General features: G+C 49.8%; 14 protein-coding genes and 1 tRNA gene. 2 read left to right on the top strand and 13 right to left on the bottom strand.

The window, feature by feature from the left end:
• Positions 1-255: 255 nt before the first annotated feature.
• The 3 genes from ACTNEN_RS10680 to ACTNEN_RS10670 form a co-directional block, all read right to left on the bottom strand.
• A complete protein-coding gene (locus ACTNEN_RS10680) occupies positions 256-753 on the bottom strand; it encodes a DNA-deoxyinosine glycosylase (protein WP_441206395.1) in 498 nt (165 codons plus the stop codon).
• 24 nt (positions 754-777) lie between these two features.
• Positions 778-1,560 (bottom strand): enhanced serine sensitivity protein SseB C-terminal domain-containing protein, encoded by a 783-nt coding sequence (locus ACTNEN_RS10675; RefSeq protein ID WP_441206394.1) that lies wholly within the window; start codon positions 1,558-1,560, stop codon positions 778-780.
• A gap of 134 nt (positions 1,561-1,694) precedes the next feature.
• Positions 1,695-3,278, bottom strand: coding sequence for an aminotransferase class I/II-fold pyridoxal phosphate-dependent enzyme (locus ACTNEN_RS10670; protein ID WP_441206393.1), 1,584 nt, complete (start codon positions 3,276-3,278; stop codon positions 1,695-1,697).
• A 216-nt stretch (positions 3,279-3,494) separates the two neighbouring features.
• On the opposite strand from ACTNEN_RS10670, the gene ACTNEN_RS10665 reads away from it, so the two are divergent.
• Entirely contained in the window at positions 3,495-5,165 is a 1,671-nt protein-coding gene (locus tag ACTNEN_RS10665; protein WP_441206392.1) for a M3 family oligoendopeptidase, read from the top strand.
• A 135-nt stretch (positions 5,166-5,300) separates the two neighbouring features.
• Here ACTNEN_RS10665 and scfB read toward each other — a convergent pair whose 3' ends face one another.
• The 9 genes from scfB to trpE all read right to left on the bottom strand — a co-directional run bounded on the left by scfB (position 5,301) and on the right by trpE (position 14,097).
• Positions 5,301-6,704, bottom strand: coding sequence for a thioether cross-link-forming SCIFF peptide maturase (gene scfB / locus ACTNEN_RS10660; RefSeq protein WP_441206390.1), 1,404 nt, complete (start codon positions 6,702-6,704; stop codon positions 5,301-5,303).
• 107 nt (positions 6,705-6,811) lie between these two features.
• Complete coding sequence (gene scfA / locus ACTNEN_RS10655; protein ID WP_441206389.1) at positions 6,812-6,961, bottom strand: six-cysteine ranthipeptide SCIFF; 150 nt, start codon at positions 6,959-6,961, stop codon at positions 6,812-6,814.
• 110 nt (positions 6,962-7,071) lie between these two features.
• Positions 7,072-7,851 (bottom strand): tryptophan synthase subunit alpha, encoded by a 780-nt coding sequence (gene trpA, locus ACTNEN_RS10650; protein WP_441206387.1) that lies wholly within the window; start codon positions 7,849-7,851, stop codon positions 7,072-7,074.
• Positions 7,848-9,038, bottom strand: a complete 1,191-nt coding sequence (gene trpB / locus ACTNEN_RS10645; protein ID WP_441206386.1) for a tryptophan synthase subunit beta — start codon at positions 9,036-9,038, stop codon at positions 7,848-7,850. The genes trpA and trpB overlap by 4 nt, the downstream gene beginning before the upstream one ends.
• 78 nt (positions 9,039-9,116) lie before the next feature.
• Entirely contained in the window at positions 9,117-9,758 is a 642-nt protein-coding gene (locus ACTNEN_RS10640; RefSeq protein WP_441206385.1) for a phosphoribosylanthranilate isomerase, read from the bottom strand.
• A 22-nt stretch (positions 9,759-9,780) separates the two neighbouring features.
• On the bottom strand, positions 9,781-10,806 hold the full coding sequence (trpD, locus tag ACTNEN_RS10635) for an anthranilate phosphoribosyltransferase (RefSeq protein WP_441206383.1): 1,026 nt from the start codon (positions 10,804-10,806) through the stop codon (positions 9,781-9,783).
• Between the two features lie 437 nt (positions 10,807-11,243).
• Positions 11,244-12,032, bottom strand: a complete 789-nt coding sequence (gene trpC / locus ACTNEN_RS10630) for an indole-3-glycerol phosphate synthase TrpC (protein ID WP_441206382.1) — start codon at positions 12,030-12,032, stop codon at positions 11,244-11,246.
• Positions 12,029-12,637 carry an anthranilate synthase component II gene (locus ACTNEN_RS10625; RefSeq protein WP_441206381.1) on the bottom strand — a complete coding sequence of 203 codons (609 nt, stop codon included), beginning with the start codon at positions 12,635-12,637 and terminating at the stop codon, positions 12,029-12,031. Before ACTNEN_RS10625 ends, trpC begins: the two co-directional genes overlap by 4 nt.
• The gene (gene trpE / locus ACTNEN_RS10620; protein ID WP_441206379.1) at positions 12,634-14,097 is read right to left on the bottom strand and encodes an anthranilate synthase component I; all 1,464 of its coding nucleotides are present in this window, start codon (positions 14,095-14,097) and stop codon (positions 12,634-12,636) included. Before trpE ends, ACTNEN_RS10625 begins: the two co-directional genes overlap by 4 nt.
• A 595-nt stretch (positions 14,098-14,692) precedes the next feature.
• Between trpE and ACTNEN_RS10615 the strand changes: the two genes are divergently transcribed.
• Positions 14,693-14,765, top strand: a tRNA-Ala gene (locus ACTNEN_RS10615).
• Between the two features lie 275 nt (positions 14,766-15,040).
• Here ACTNEN_RS10615 and ACTNEN_RS10610 read toward each other — a convergent pair.
• Positions 15,041-16,978 (bottom strand): TRAP transporter permease, encoded by a 1,938-nt coding sequence (locus ACTNEN_RS10610; protein WP_441206377.1) that lies wholly within the window; start codon positions 16,976-16,978, stop codon positions 15,041-15,043.
• Positions 16,979-16,982: the final 4 nt, after the last annotated feature.

The raw sequence follows: 16,982 nt of genomic DNA, 5'->3' as shown, positions 1-16,982 counted from the left end.
TTTTCCGTCGGAAATCCCTGCACTACAGTGGATTTTGTCGCGGCATACCGGAAAAACAGTTATATTCCATACCATGCCCAGGAATATATGAAAATAGTAAAGGACTTTACCTAGCCTGAGGCTATGGCAAAGTCCCTTAAAAATACTGCGTTTATTACTGCCTTGACCAATTTATACACCAAAGTTATCTTGATGCGGTGTCATCTTGCAAAAACATAGCCAACGCATTTCCTGAACAATGTAATGGTTTATGAATCAGAGATCCTCCGCGATCACACGATACGCCTCAATCAGCTTGTCAAGATGCACAGCGCAGTTTGCCGGTGAAGTCGACGGGAGCTTCACGGCATGCATGCCGGTTTCCGGATAACAGTATTTCTCATAGTACCGATGCGCAGTTGCACCTGTGCAGAAAACACTCCGGATACGGGTTTCCTTAAGCAGAGCTGCAATATCATTTGGTACCGGATTTTTAATCGAGGTGTCGCTTGCACCACATATGTCGCACTCCGCGAGAGAATCCCAGAGCGCAATATGGTGCCTTAAAAGCATCGCCCGCTTCTCCCCGATCGTTTCCGGCACAGACTCTGATAAAACAGCAGCCATGACCCTCCAGAAACGGTTCTGCGGATGTCCATAGTAAAAGTGCTGCTCTCTGGATTTCGGCGACGGAATGGATCCAAGGATCAGGACTCTCGATTCCGCATCATACAGCGGAGGAAAATCGTGTGTAACATGCGTATATTCCTTCATACCTGGTTCACGCCCGACGTATGCTTACTCCATCGGAGTTCTGTCTTCGATTAGAGTAAACGGCTTCCGGTAAAACGGCATGATATCCGCAATGGCATTTTCTCCCGCCTTGGAGCGTGAGGACAGAAGCGCTACCTCGTGACCACCTGAGAAATCCCTTGCCACATGCATGATGTTGCCAAAAGTCGGCTCTGTCTTACGGATATGGCTTACGATGATAACCCAGATATCGACACCATTACGGGTGATCTGCCGGAGATAGGCTGCAGAAACATTGGGATCCTGCCGCATCCAGTCCTTAAGTGCATCTACCATTTCACTGTAATTGCCGGTCGGCGCATCCAGCTTCACGTCCTTGTCCGCTTCGACGACATTCATATAATGATCCTTTGCCTGATACATCAGTAAAACATCGGAAATCAACTGTCTGGCAACGATCATGTTATCTGTACCTGCATTGATCACAATACCTGAAATTCGAGGATCACCCATTGCAGTACGACCGATCGTATCAAAGGTGCATCTGGTATACTGGTACTTGCCGATATTTTTTTCACCCTTAAAGGTCCGCATCGCTTCCTTGCTGGTAAAGACTGTATAGTAGTGATGCTTCTCCTTATCCGCAATCACGCCAAAGGCAGGACGAGTGTTCTCTCCCTCTCCAGCCATCTTTACAGGGATATAAAACACGGCACCCTTAAGCAGAATATCCTCGAAGTTCTCGATATTTTCCTGGGTATTACTTTTTTTAAGCTTCTCCATTGCTGCAAGAAGCGCTTCATTGTTCTTATCTGCGTGATTCGACATTCATTCTCCTTTATCGGTATATACCGTTTACATGCATAGAATTTAAAATATTATATCATAAGTACGCCAGCGAATGCAAATCAGCGTGATGCCTCATTTCTCCGCCATCATTCAGATATCATTCACACGCTCGCTCAGTCTCTTGACACAACCAGGATCTGGTCCTGCTGATCTCCGGAGCGGGTGAAACGAAGCTCATATCCGGCTTTTCTGAGCTCAGAAAGTGCCTTACGCTCCGAACCGGAAATCAACTCGCCCGGAATCACGAGCGGAATCCCCGGTGGATAACAGTAGACGTATTCCGCGGATATTCTGCCGGAGCTCTCCCGTATATCCACATTTTCCGTTGGCTGCTCTACCGCCTCGGAAATAGCCATGCAGGTGAGGGGCGCCGTTTGCATCGCTTCCTGAATCAGTAAACCCTCTGTTATATCTTGCTCTGCGTCGCCATCTGAATGCAGTTTATCCACATGTACCCGCTGATTCTCCACGCCTTCTCCTGCGCTTTCCGTATGGTCAGCAGTAAATGAAACAGCGTCCTTGTCCACATCCGGAGCCGCTGCTTCCACCCGGGCTGCTGCCTCCCGATCCAGCTCCCGCAGGGCATCCGCAAAGCGAAGAAGCTGTTGCTCATCCTCCCCCGGCCCGGTCATGGCAAGTGCATTGCTTCCCATGCTCATTTCAAGCTCAAAATGATAGTCCCGGAGGAGCCGGTCCTTAAGCCAGGCTCCGGTAAGCCCCGCGCGTTTTGCATTCACAAGAAGCTTAGACGGGTCAAACGCATAAAAGCCGTGACTCTTAGCACTGTCCTCCCCATAACAAAGCACATGGTAATACCGGAGACCGGAAATTCTGTCCCGAAACTTTTGAAGCACTTCCCTCCATCTAAGAAAGGATTGCTCTCCCTCCGTAAGGAGATATTCCGTGCATGCATCCATAGATACCATCAGTGGATACGAAGGCGAGGAAGTCTCAAAAATTCCAAGTCCCTGCTCGATCCGCTCCTCTGACACAAGGCCCCGGCGAAGGTGCAGGAGAGCGGTCTGCGTAAGGCTCGGAAGGGTTTTATGCAGGCTCTGTACCACAACATCCGCACCGGCATGGATCGCACTGTCCGGGAATCCTGCCTTTGGAAACAGCCCGAAATGCGCGCCGTGCGCTTCATCCACAAACAGTGGCACCCCTTCAGCATGGCAGATCTCTGCAATACCGTGAATATCGGAAACTACCCCTTCATACGTAGGGCTTGTGAGGATCACTGCCTGCACATGCGGATAACGCTTCAGCATGTCGCCGACCATATGCGCATCTATGCTTCCGTAAATGCCATACTCCCTGTCAATCGGAGGCATGAGCCAGTGCACTTGTAAGCCACGAAGCTCCAGGATATGAAAGATGGAGCGGTGACAGTTCCGGGCGGCAATGACTTCTCCTCCAAAGGAAGTCATTGCATAAATTCCGGCAAGATTTCCACAGGTACTGCCATTTACAAGATACCAGGTTCGGTCTGCGCCGAAGCACTGCGATGTCCGATCCATTGCCTCACGCAAAATTCCCTCCGCATGATGCAGATCGTCGGTGCCCGAAACCTCCGTAAAATCCCATGCATAGGGTAGATCCTCCTCCGGCATCAGCCGCCGCTTATGTCCCGGCATGTGCAGCGGATAGTTTCCTTCCCGTATGTAATTTTCCAAGTCCTTGCGAAGCTTTGACTGCATGCCGTTTTTCCCTGCCCTCCAGTATACAAAATTTCCGTTCATCCGTGGCAGAATAATGATATCATACTCAGGATCAAAATCATCTGACAAAATATGGTCAAAATATTAAAAGCACCTGTCCCTCCGGATCTTTCCCTGATCTCCATCCTTGTTTATAATAGAACTCAAAGCCCACAGAAAACTACATGTAAAACCATAAAAGGAGTTACTACACCAATGAAATTTTCCGAAATGCAATATCAGCGAATTGATTTTGAGAAGGTCCTGTCAGAGCTTAAGGAGCTGGAGGAAGCGCTTGCGAATGCAGGCTCTGCGGAGGAGCAGTTCGCTGTCCATCAGCGCTTCTACCTGCTGCAGGATCATGTTATGACACAATTCACCTTGGCTACCATACGAAATGACATCAATATGGCAGATGATTTTTACTCGGAGGAGAAGAAATATTACGATGCGGAACTGCCCGGATATCATGCAGCAGTCGTTTCCTACAAGCATAAGCTTTTCCGCTCTCGCTTCCGTGCGGAACTTACGGAAATTCTAGGACCAGTTGCCTTTAAAAACATGGAACTTGCGGAGAAATCTGTGAATGAGGCTCTGATTCCTCTCATGCAGGAGGAAAATACGCTCGCAACAGAATATAACAAGCTTCTGGCATCTGCAAGCATTGACTGGCAGGGCGAGAAAAAAAATCTGTCTCTCATGGAACCGTATCTCCGTCACAGGGACCGGAAGATCCGTGTGGAGGCCTGGCAAAAATATACAGAATTTTTTAGTGAGCATCAGGAAAAAATCGATGACATCTATGACAAGCTTGTGAAAAACCGTACCGCACAGGGACAGAAAATGGGTTACGACAATTATCTCCCGCTCGGTGACTGCCGTATGATGCGGAACTGCTATACCAGGTCCGACATGCAGAACTTCCGGAAGCAGGTAAAAGAGGATCTCGTGCCCTTTGCAGAAAAGCTGCACGAGAGACGGCGGCAGCGGCTGGGGCTTGAGAAGCTCCACTATTATGACGAGGATGTATATTTTACAAACGGAAATCCGGCACCCATCGGTACTCCGGAAGACATTCTTGCCGCAGGACTCCGGATGTATACAGAGCTCTCTCCGGAAACCGCCCGCTTTATGAAAACCATGTGTGACATGGAGCTTTTTGATGTGGCAGGACGTCCCAACAAGCGGACCGGAGGATATATGACGATGCTTCCGGACTATAAGGTACCATTTATTTTTGCCAACTTTAATGGAAGCTCCGGAGATGCAGACGTCATCACGCACGAGTGCGGTCACGCATTTCAGGGCTACCTTACCGCAGCGGATCCAATCCGGGAGCATAATGATCTTACCATGGACATTGCGGAAAGCCACTCAATGCCGATGGAGTTTTTTACCAATCCGTGGATGGAGCTTCTTTTTGGAGCGCGGGCAGAGGACTACCGCACCATGCAGTTTGAGGATGCCGTGACATTCATCCCCTACGGCACCATGGTGGATGAATTTCAGGAGATCGTTTACCAGAACCCCGGGCTCACATCTCACGAGCGGGATGCTGTCTGGCTGGATCTTGAAAAGCAGTATCGTCCGCACATGGACTATACCGGCAATACATATCTGTCCGCAGGCGGTTTCTGGAAAAAACAGCATCATATTTTTGATCTGCCGCTCTACTATATTGACTACTGTCTGGCAGGCACCAACCAGCTTCAGTACAAGCTCTGGATGGGTCGGGATTACCGGGAGGCATGGCAGAGCTATATGAAGCTTGTAAAACTTTCCGCCTCCGATTTCTTTAATGGCGTAGTAGAAAAGGCAGGACTGATCAATCCCTTTGAGGATGGATGCCTACGCTATATCATAAAAAAACTGGAGAAAGATCTGTAAGGACCCTCTCCGGCTTTTCATTGCTGCTGTACTTTTGTTTTATAGCCTGGCTTTATTTATCTTAAACAACATAGCCTGGAAGCACCGGCTTGATATCCGATGCTTCCAGGCTATGCTCTATCTTATGCGCATGTTTTACTCCGCGTCTTCTGACGCCGCCTTGCTTTCCGCCATTTCTGCTTCCGCTACCTTCATCATAAGGGCACATTCCATCCTCTTCCGGAACAGCTTACAGCCATACTCGTAGGTACCGTGAATGTCTCCGGTCGAGTGCAGCGCATTGGCAGCGCAGCCACCGGCGCAGTACAGTCTTGCCCAGCAGTTCTGACAGTCCGGACGAGAATATACATTACACTCCTTAAACTCATCCCTAAGCTTTGTATTGGTCACACCATGCCAGATATCTCCGAGCTTATACTCCGGATCACTTACAAACTGATGACAGGGATACAGGTCTCCCCAGGCTGTGACAGCCATGTATTCCGTACCGGAACCGCAGCCGGATACTCTCTTGTAAATACAGGGTCCATGCTCCAGATCAATCATATAGTGGTAGAATGTGATCGGCTTGCCATCCCGCTCTCTCCGGAGCATATCTTTGGCAAGGATCTCATACTGCTCATACAGGATCGGCAGATCCTCCTCGGTAAGCGCGGACGGGCTGGACGGATCCGTTACCACCGGCTCCATGGAGAGTTCGGTGAAGCCAAGGTCATCCGCCATATGGAAAATATCCTTAGTAAAGTCTGTATTATGGTGGGAGTATGTTCCTCGCATATAATAGTTCTTGTCGCCGCGGGCTTTTACAAATTTCTGGAAATTAGGCACAATCTTATCGTAGCTTCCGTGACCTGCCTTATCCACACGGAACCGGTCATTGACCTCCTTCCGTCCGTCAAGGCTCAGTACCACATTGTAGCACTCCTTATTTGCCCACTCGATCACCTCATCTGTCACATTGACGCCATTGGTAGTCAGGGTAAAACGGAAGTTCTTATTGTGCTGCTTCTCAATGCTTCTCGCATAGGCAACCAGCTGCTTACAGACATCGAAATTGACAAGCGGCTCTCCTCCAAAAAAGTCCACCTCAAGATTTCTGCGGTTTCCGGAATTTTCGATCAGGAAATCCAGTGCACGCTTCCCGGTCTCAAAGCTCATAAGTCCGGCATCACCATGAAATTTACCCTGGGAAGCAAAGCAGTAGGAGCAGTTCAGATTGCAGGTATGCGCCACAAGCAGACATAACGCCTTGACAACCGTCGACTGCTGCTTAAGATATCCCGCAGCCTTCTGATACACATCCTTGGAAAAAAGCTTGTTTGCCTTGATCAGCTCCTGGATATCCAGAAACGTATCCCGGATGTCTGCATCCGAAGCTTCCGGATGCTGTTTTCTGAGCGCTTTCTCCGCTTCTTCCTCCCCCATGCCGGTATCCAGCAGGTGAATGGCATCATATGCGAGGTCATCGGTTACGTGGACACTTGCGCTGAATACATCAACAACAATGTTATATCCGTTCATCTTATACTGATGGATCATTTTTTACTTACTCCTCAATCTGAAATCTGATGTTCCGCATAACGCATAAAAGTGCCGGGACGTGAATACGTTCCGGCACTTTGAAGGAATCACTTTTCAGTATGAATTTACTGATTGTTCTTATTTTCGCAGGCCTGATTTGCAATGCCGCAGCTTGTCTTGCAGGCACTCTGGCAGGATGTCTGGCACTCGCCGCATCCACCGTGCTCAGCACTTCTCTTCATATCGCGTGTGTTTAAAGTCATAATATGCTTCATAATCTTACCTCTCTTTAAAAACTCTCGAATTCAATACTGAGTTCAATTTCATTCATAATACTCTGTCCGGACCGTTTCTGTCAAGAAAAAAGCCCCGGAATTAAGAAATGCTAGTCCGCACGATGTGCTGCATCTGCCATCTTCCGGACATACGCGGAAACCTCAGGTACGGAATCTCTGCCATATTTGGCAATGATTTTCATAATTGCGGATCCCACAATGGCTCCGTCGGAAACTGCTGCCATCCTTGCCGCCTGCTCCGGTGTGGAAATTCCAAAGCCTACCGCGCAGGGAACATCCGTGTTTGCCTTTACAAGCCTGACCATCGCTCCGATATCCGTCGTGATCTGAGAGCGCACGCCGGTCACACCGAGAGAGGATACAACATAGATAAAGCCTGCGGCTTCCTTTGCAATCATGGCGATCCGGTCCTCTGACGTAGGCGCTATCATGGAAATGAGATCCAGCCCGTATTTCTCACATGCCGGCTTAAAATCCTCTCTCTCCTCATAAGGCACATCCGGGAGGATCAAACCGTCTACACCTGCCTCGGCGGCCCTTGCCATAAACCTCTCGGTCCCGTAGGAAAAGACAACATTCGCATAGGTCATATAGACAAACGGGACCGAAATAGTTTCCCTGAGCTCCTTTGTAAGCGCAAACACCTGATCCGTGGTCGTACCAGCCGCAAGTGCACGGTTGTCCGCCTCCATAATCACCGGTCCCTCTGCCGTCGGATCGGAAAACGGGATACCAAGCTCGATAAGATCCGCTCCGTTGTCAGAAGCCGCCTGAACCAGCTTTTTCGTGGTTTCCAGGTCCGGATCCCCTACGGTGATAAACGGGATAAATGCCTTATGCTTTTTAAATGCCTCTGCAATGCGACTCATTCTGCAATGTCCTCCCCTCTGTAGCGTGCTATGGCAGCGCAATCCTTGTCGCCTCTGCCGGAAATTGTGATGACCATGGTCTGGTCCTTACGCATCCTTGGTGCAAGCTTCAATGCATATGCCACGGCATGCGCTGATTCAATTGCCGGGATGATGCCCTCCTTTTGGGAGAGATATTCAAATGCGTCTACTGCCTCATCGTCCGTTATGGCAACATACTGCGCGCGTCCAATGTCATGGAGATACGCATGCTCCGGTCCGATGCCAGGATAGTCAAGCCCGGCAGAAATCGAGTATACCGGAGCAATCTGACCATACTGGTTCTGGCAGAAGTAAGATTTCATACCATGGAAGATTCCGAGACGTCCGGTATTGATTGTCGCTGCCGTTTCAAAGGTGTCAATGCCGCGTCCTGCCGCCTCGCATCCGATGAGCTGTACAGACGGATCATCAATGAAGTGATAGAAGGTGCCGATGGCATTGGAGCCACCGCCCACGCAGGCAAGCACGGCATCCGGAAGCTTCCCTTCCTTTTCCAGCATCTGCTGCTTGATTTCCCGGGAAATAACCGCCTGGAAATCCCGAACCATGGTTGGGAAAGGGTGTGGTCCCATGACCGATCCGAGGCAGTAATGTGTGTCCGAGATTCTGGAGGTCCACTCGCGCATCGCCTGGGAAACGGCATCCTTAAGGGTTCCGGTTCCTGTTGTCACCGGCTCGACATCCGCTCCAAGCAGCCGCATCTTATAGACATTAAGTGCCTGCCGCTCCATATCCTCCTTCCCCATAAAGACAACACATTCCATTCCAAACAGTGCCGCAACCGTTGCCGTGGCGACTCCATGCTGTCCGGCACCTGTCTCGGCAATAAGGCGGGTCTTGCCCATCTTTTTTGCGAGCAGTGCCTGTCCCAGACAGTTATTGATTTTATGCGCTCCGGTATGATTGAGATCCTCACGCTTTAAATAAATCCTGGCACCTCCCAGATCCTCCGTCATGCGTCTTGCGTAATAGAGGCGGGATGGACGATTGGCATAATCATTATAAAGCTCTGTAAGCTCCCGGTTAAACTCCGGATCGTCCTTATACTTGTTATATGCATCCTCCAGCTCAATCACGGCATTCATCAGAGTTTCCGGAATATACTGTCCTCCGTGTACTCCAAACCTTCCTTTTGAATTGGACATTTTCTTTCCTCCATTGATATCTTCCAGCTTATACAAATAGTATGTGCGTAAATTTCATCTGCAGATATTATGCAGCTGTTATGCCAATGCTTCCTGCCGGGTTCTGCCCGCGGCATCCGCCTCCCGAACTGCAGTAATAAATGCTTCTACCTTTGCCGGATCCTTATATCCGTCTGTCTCTACACCGGAGCTTACATCCACCGCATACGGCTGCAGCGTCCGGACTGCACCGGAGACATTGGCAATGGTCAAGCCTCCGGCAAGAAAATATGGTCTCCCGAAATCTCTCAGCAGCTGCCAGTCAAAGGTTTTGCCTGCTCCAAGTCCTGCATCCAGTAAAACAGAATCCGCTGTACTCCCGGAAGCTCTCCGAAGATCCTCCTCTGTATGGATCAGCTCTGCCTTAATGATCCGGGCTTTGTCATCGGTTCTCTCCCGAAGCTCCGAAATATATGCTGCATTTTCCCTGCCGTGAAGCTGCACAATCGAGATGATGTCTTGTCGGATCAGATCTGAAACCATTTCCACAGATGCATCTACAAAGACTCCGACCGCCCGGATCCCGGGGGATAGCTTCTCTCTTAATCTTGCTGCCTCCTCCGGTTTTATATAGCGGCGGCTGCACGGATAAAAGACAAAACCGATATACTCCGGCTGAAGCTCGTTTACGATGGTGATGTCCTCCATCCTCCGGAGCCCGCATATCTTTATTTTTGTCATCCAGTCTCCTGCTGCAGGTGCATTACTGCTCATTGGATGCCGTGACATATGCCTCCAGCTTTGCCATGGCAGCACCACTGTCAATGAGTTCTCCGGCAAGCTTTACACCATCTGCCATACTGTCTGCCTTACCACCGATATAAAGTGCCGCTCCGGCATTGAGCAGTACTGCATTTCGTTTGGTACCCTTGATCATCCCGCTCAGGATGCCTCTTGTGATGTCGGCATTCTCCGCAGGAGTCCCTCCGACAAGCTCCTCTTTTTTACCTCGTGTAAAACCAAAGTCCTCCGGCCGGATCACATCCGTCCGGTAATAACCGTCCTTAAGCTCGCAGATGGTCGTTGGTGCAGAAGCGGAAATCTCATCCAGCTTGTCCTGCCCATATACTACAAAGGCACGCTTTACACCAAGCTTGGCAAGTACCTTTGCTACTGGCTCTACCAGATACTCGTCATAGACGCCAAGGAGGAAATACTCCGGACTCGCCGGATTGGTAAGCGGTCCAAGTATATTGAAAACCGTACGGAAACCAAGCTCCTTACGGATCGGACCGACATACTTCATGGCTGCATGATATTTCTGTGCAAAGAGGAAGCAGATACCAACCTCCTGAAGAAGCTTCAGCGCCTTATCCGGATCCTGCTGGATATCCACTCCCAGCGCCTCCTGACAGTCCGCTGTACCGGACATGGAGGATGCCGCCCGGTTGCCATGCTTTGCGACCTTGATTCCGGATGCCGCAATGACCATGGCTGCGGTCGTGGAAATGTTAAAGGTATGCGCGCCGTCTCCACCGGTTCCGACAATCTCCAGTACCTCCATCCCCGGATGCGGGACCGGAGTTGCCTGCTCTCTCATCGCCGCTGCACAGCCGGAAATCTCATCAATGGTTTCCGCCTTGGTGGACTTTGTCGAGAGTGCCGCAAGAAATGCCGCATTCTGCGTCGGTGTCGTCTGTCCGGTCATAATCTCGGTCATGACCGTATATGCCTCATCGTAGCTCAGGTCTCCCTTGTTGACAATTTTAGCAATCGCTTCTTTAATCATAATTTCTCCTTCCGGGCTCTGCCCTTCTGGCCTCGGCAGCGAGGGACCGTTTTGTATTAAAAAAGTCCCCGGCAGTAGATAAAAGAACTAATTCTACTGCCAGGGACGAAAAATTTCGCGGTGCCACCCTGTTTCACGACTGTGAATCGTGCGCTTGCGAGATACCAGCATATCTCCGGATACTAACGTAATCCAACACGTCGCAGCATACTAAAGCTCTGAAGTAATTCCTCGTTGCTCTTTCCCTGCGCCCTCAGCGGTCCATTTGATAAACTGGGGTCTGCCCGATTTTCACCATCGCGGGCTCTCTGTGAGATCATATTTACCGTTATCTCCGCTTCAACGGTTTATCTTTTATGTTGTTATCAATTTAGTGCATCGCCTCTGAAATGTCAATTCCGTGATGCGCCTTAATCAATATCACTTTGGAATAAAAGTTATAACCTTCCCCTTAGTTCCTGAAGCATTGCTCTTTTGTCCGCTGCCCGCATCAGCTGCTCTCCGATCAGGACGCCATTGACCCTGCCTCTTTCCAGCTCCTCCACATCCTGTCTTGTATGGATCCCGCTCTCTGCGACAAAGAGCACCTGCTCCGGCACCAGCTCCCGCAGGCGGATGCTGTTATGAATATCCACCGTAAAATCCTTTAGATTCCGGTTATTGACACCGATAATCCTTGCGCCCGCACGCACGGCCATCGCAAGCTCCTCTGCATCATGTGCCTCCACCAGCGCAGAAAGCCCCAGAGAATCCGCGATCTCGAGATACCGCCGGATCGTATCCTCCTGGAGGATTGCACAGATCAGAAGCACTGCGCTTGCTCCCAGAACCTTTGCTTCATAGATCATATATTCATCTACCGTAAAATCCTTGCGGAGACAGGGAATGCTGACCGCCTCGGAAATTTCCTTAAGATACCGGTCCGATCCCTGAAACCATTTCGGTTCCGTCAGTACAGAAATTGCAGATGCTCCTGCCTGCTCATAGGTCTTTGCAATATCCAAGTAGGGGAAATCCTCTGCGATGAGACCCTTGGATGGCGACGCTTTTTTGCATTCGCAGATAAAGCTCATACCCGGGGTTTTAAGTGCTGCTTCAAACGGAAATCCGGTATTTGGATTAAGTGCTTCTGCCTGTGCCTTGAGATCCTTAAGTGGCAGTTTCTTTTCTGCCTGCTGTACCCGGATCCAGGCATAGTCTGCAAGCTTCTCCAGGATATTTTTCATGCGTCTCTCCTCTCTTTCTTAGCTTCCTTGTCTGTCTTAGATATCCGGACAAAATTTCTTAAAATCCTGTCTCCGTCCGGGGTCATAATGGATTCCGGATGAAACTGCAGTCCAAACACAAGATGCTCCCGATCCTCCACAGCCATTACCTCTCCATCCTCCGAAACGCCGGTAACCTTAAGCAGCTCCGGCAGCGTATCCCGCTCTACAGCAAGCGAATGATACCTTGCCACCGGGATGACCGCCGGCAGTCCTTGAAACAGCGGGCTTGTCAGATCCAGCTTGGTCATGGACTGCTTGCCATGCATAAGCTCCTTTGCATAGCCTACGACAGCACCATAGGCAAGGCAGATCGCCTGCTCACCGAGGCAGACTCCCAGAATCGGAATCTGTCCCCGAAGCACCTGAATCACGGCAGGACAGATGCCGGCATCCTCCGGGCGTCCCGGTCCGGGAGAAATCACAATGCCATCCGGATGCAGCTTTCTGATTTCCGAAACGCGCATGGCATCATTACGAATGACCTTAAGTTCAGGCTCGATGGCGCCAAGCATCTGATACAAATTATATGTAAAGCTGTCATAATTATCTATCAGCAGAATCATAAGTCCTCTACCTCCGATTGTTTCAGCGCTGTAACCACTGCAGCTGCTTTATTGATGCACTCCTGATACTCCTTTTCCGGTACGGAATCCGCTACAATACCGGCACCGCTCCGGATAAAGACTTTATCCTTTTTCTTATAGGCAATACGGATCGCAATACAGAGATCCAGATTTCCACCAAAATCGATATAGCCGATTCCTCCGCCGTAAATCCCCCGCTTGTTATCCTCCAGATCATTGATCAGCTGACAGGCACGGATCTTAGGCGCACCGGAGAGTGTCCCCGCCGGCAGAATCGAGCCTACGGCATCCAGTGCATCAAGATCCTCCCGGATTTCTCCACGCACCGTTGAGCCGATATGCATGACATGACTGTAGCGCTCGATTTCGTGATACTTTTCTACCCGGACCGTCCCGAATTTACTGATTTTACCGATGTCATTACGTCCGAGATCCACCAGCATATTGTGCTCGGCAAGCTCCTTTTTGTCCTGCAGCAGCTCCTCGGCGAGTGCTTTATCTTCTGCCTCGGTTTTGCCTCTCGGACGCGTGCCCGCCAGCGGGAAGGTATGCAGCACTCCGTTTTCCAGCTTCACCAGAGTTTCCGGCGAAGCACCCGCCACCTCCAGATCGGAGCTTGCAAAATAAAACATATAGGGGGAGGGATTCAGTGTCCGAAGCACCCGGTAGGTGTTAAGAAGTGTACCTTCATACTCTGCTTCCAGACGATTGGATAAAACGATCTGGAAAATATCCCCCTCATGGATATAATGCTTTGCCTTCTCGACCATTGCGCAGTACTCAGCCTCATGAAACAGCGGCGTAATGTCAGATTTGAGACGCCCCGGGTTATCCGGCTTCCGTCTTCCGTGGTGGATTAACTGCTCCAGCTGGTCAAGCTCCAGCTCTGCGTGATTGTAGCCCGCAATGCCTGCATTCGCATCCACATTGGCAATCAAAATCAGCTTCTGCTGGAGGTTATCGAACGCGATCACCCGGTCAAAAAGCATGAGATCGATGTCCATGAAATCTTCGGTGTCTCTTGCGTCGAGGGTAAGGGAAGGCTCGTGATATTTCAGGTAATCATAGGAAAAATATCCTACCAGTCCTCCCGTGAAGGATGGCATGCCGGGGATCCTGGGGCTTCGGTACTCCGCCATGATCTGACGGATGTACTGGTCCGGCTGATTGGTGTGAATGTGAAGGCTTCCGACCTTAAGCTCACCGTTTTTACAGGTGATGTTGAGCTTCGGGTCATATCCGATAAAGGTATACCTGCCCCATTTTTCCCGATCCTCGACGGATTCCAGCAGAAACACATGATCCGAAATATTTTTCAGTACTTCCAGTACATTTAAGGGTGTGGTGAAATCCGACAGAATTTCCTTATATACCGGAACTCTCCGGTACTGTCCGGACTCCTGATACTGTTTTACTTCTTCATAGGATGGTCTGATCATAACTATGCCTCCTTGCGCTGTGTCGCACTGCATCATGATACGTCCTGCTCTTTATGTCTCACGTCAGCTTCTGAGACATAAAAAAGTCCCTGACAATGGAAAAATCCACTGTCAGGGACGAAATCTTGATTCCGCGGTGCCACCCTGCTTCACGACTTTGGATCGTGCACTTGCGAGATACCTGCATATCTCCGGATACTGACGTAATCCTTACGTCGCAGAATACTAAAGCAACAGAACATCCATTTACTCCGCTTCTCTTTCCCTGCGCCCTCTGCGGTCCATTTGATAAACTGGGGTCTGCCCGATTTCCACCATCGCGGGCTCTCTGTGAGATCATATTTACCGTTATCTCCGCATCAACGGTTTGAATTTGATCATTGTGTTTGTATTGTGTTTGGCAATGAATAAATTTGATATATCTTTATCATGTTTTGATTCTGACGTCAAGAAATATTTCGGTATGGAAGATATAACAGAAATATTTCGGTATGGAAGGTATAAATCCGCTGGAGTACCGCCGGATTAAACTTCCAGATACGATGCGGTTTTAACTAGATTATTTTAAAAAATAGTGCTATAATGACGTTTGTTTGGGGCCGTAGCTCAGCTGGGAGAGCGCAGCGTTCGCAACGCTGAGGTCGCGAGTTCGATCCTCGTCGACTCCATGCTTACTTTATAATCCGGACTCTTTAGGGGTTCGGATTTTTTTAATTGCAAAGGACAGCCTTTCACTAAAGGCTGAAACTGCCTCCCATTGAAATGAAAAATCAGTCAGGGTCTTGCTCATACAAGCAAGACCCTGACCGGGAATTTATGCTACTAAGCCTGGATGGGAGGCTCAGGAGTCAAGATAAATAGAAAGAAGCCAGAGATAAGAAAGCGGCAAAGCTCAAAGGAAAAGCAGCTGATGCTCAAGCGCATGCGATGCGTATGTTTATGCTCAAGCTTTTGCCTTTTTCTTGTCCCGAATTTCCGTCAGCAGAAATGCCAGAACAACCACAACTCCGATCACATCTGTCAGCATCCCCGGATACATCATCAAAAGTCCGGCTGCGATCAGGATAACCCGTACCATCATAGGGATCGGCTTTAACAGATATCCTTCGATTCCGGCAGAGATCGCAAACATACCAAAGAAGCTTGTAATAATGATCTGAATAAAGGCAGGAATCGTTGTATCAATCAGCAGCATCGCAGGATTCAGGCAGAAAATATACGGTACAAGGAAAGCGGCTATCGCTAGCTTCGTTGCATTCAAAGCCGTCTTCATAGGATCCGACTTGGCGATCGCGGCTCCGGCATAAGCAGCCAGCGCAACCGGCGGCGTAATATCAGCTACAATACCAAAGTAAAATACAAACATATTGGCGCTGATGGCATTCAGTCCCATACCTGTTGTCAGGATCGGTGCACAGGTGGTCGCCATGATGATGTAGGTCGCTGTCGTCGGCACGCCCATACCCAGGATGATACAGCAGATCATCGTAAGGAACAGTGCAATCATCAGATGACCGTTGGAAATGCCGACAATCGCGGAGATAAACACCTGTCCAAGTCCTGTCATGGTAACGACACCGGCGATGATACCTGCAATACCGCAAGCAACGGCAATACTCAGCGTATTACGTGCTCCGGTTTCCAGTGCCTTGACAAAGCCGGCAAGCGTCATGCGATGTTCCTTATCGACGAGACTTACCACAATACAGAGAATCGTTGCAAAAATCGCCGAACGGCTCATCGTAAATCCGACAATGATCATATAGACCAGCACAACCAGCGGAATCAAAAGATACATCTTGGGCAAGAGCTTCCGCATCTTCGGAAGCTCCTCTCTCGGGACACCCTTCAGCCCAAGCCTCTGTGCGCGCAGATGTACCATCATAAAAATGCCGGTAAAGTAAAGGATCGCCGGCAGGATCGCACGGATCACAATGTTGGAGTACGGAACTCCGACCATTTCCGCCATCAGAAATGCTGCAGCACCCATAATCGGCGGCATAATCTGTCCGCCTGTGGAGGATGCCGCCTCAACAGCTCCGGCAAACTCTCCCGGATATCCCGTCTTTTTCATCATCGGGATGGTTACAGAGCCTGTTGTCACGGTATTTCCGACCGAAGATCCGGACACCATACCGCAGAGTGCGGAAGAAATCACCGATACCTTGGCAGGACCTCCGGATGCCGCGCCCGCAATGCTGTTGGCACAGGCAATAAAGAAATCCGAAATGCCGGTAGATTCCAGAAAGGCTCCAAAAATTACAAACAACGCAATATAAGTACTGCAGACACCGATCGGCGTGCCAATCACACCTGTGGTTGTATAAAAGAGATTGTAGATCACCTTCCTGAGGCTGTTGCCGGATGCGAATGCATATACCACAAAAGCCGCGGCAACGATCAGGATTGGCAGACCGGTAACTCTGCGGCAGCACTCTGCCAGCACCAGAATACCAATAATGCCAAGGATCACCTCCGTCTGATTGATCCGGGTCGCATGATTGATGATCTCGCGGTTATTGGCAACAAAGTAGAAAAAGCTTCCACTTCCAAGTGCCGCAATGATAATGTCATAAAACGGCACATGATTGGCTTTCACTGCCTTGGTGCTTTTTCTGGCAGGAAACAGCAGAAAGACAAAAATGATGACAAACCCAAGGAACAACGGGCGGCGGATACGTTCGTCCCACACCGCAAACAGATTCATGTAAACAATAAAAAGCGAGAATGCAGCGAGCAGCAGCTTAATCACCTTTTCCGGTATGCCGGTCCAGAGTCTGGTATTGGACTCCCGGTCATACTTTTTCATCACCTCATCGACATCCGCCTGCGTCCCGACCTCGATCCCCGGTGTCGTACTCATGTTTCTTTTGTCTTCCATCTCA

The sequence above is a fragment of the Oribacterium sp. HCP28S3_H8 genome (assembly GCF_052064775.1).
Classification (GTDB): Bacteria; Bacillota; Clostridia; order Lachnospirales; family Lachnospiraceae; genus Oribacterium.
The sequence above is the reverse complement of the archived record's forward strand: the minus strand, read 5'-3'. Positions and strand labels throughout refer to the sequence as shown.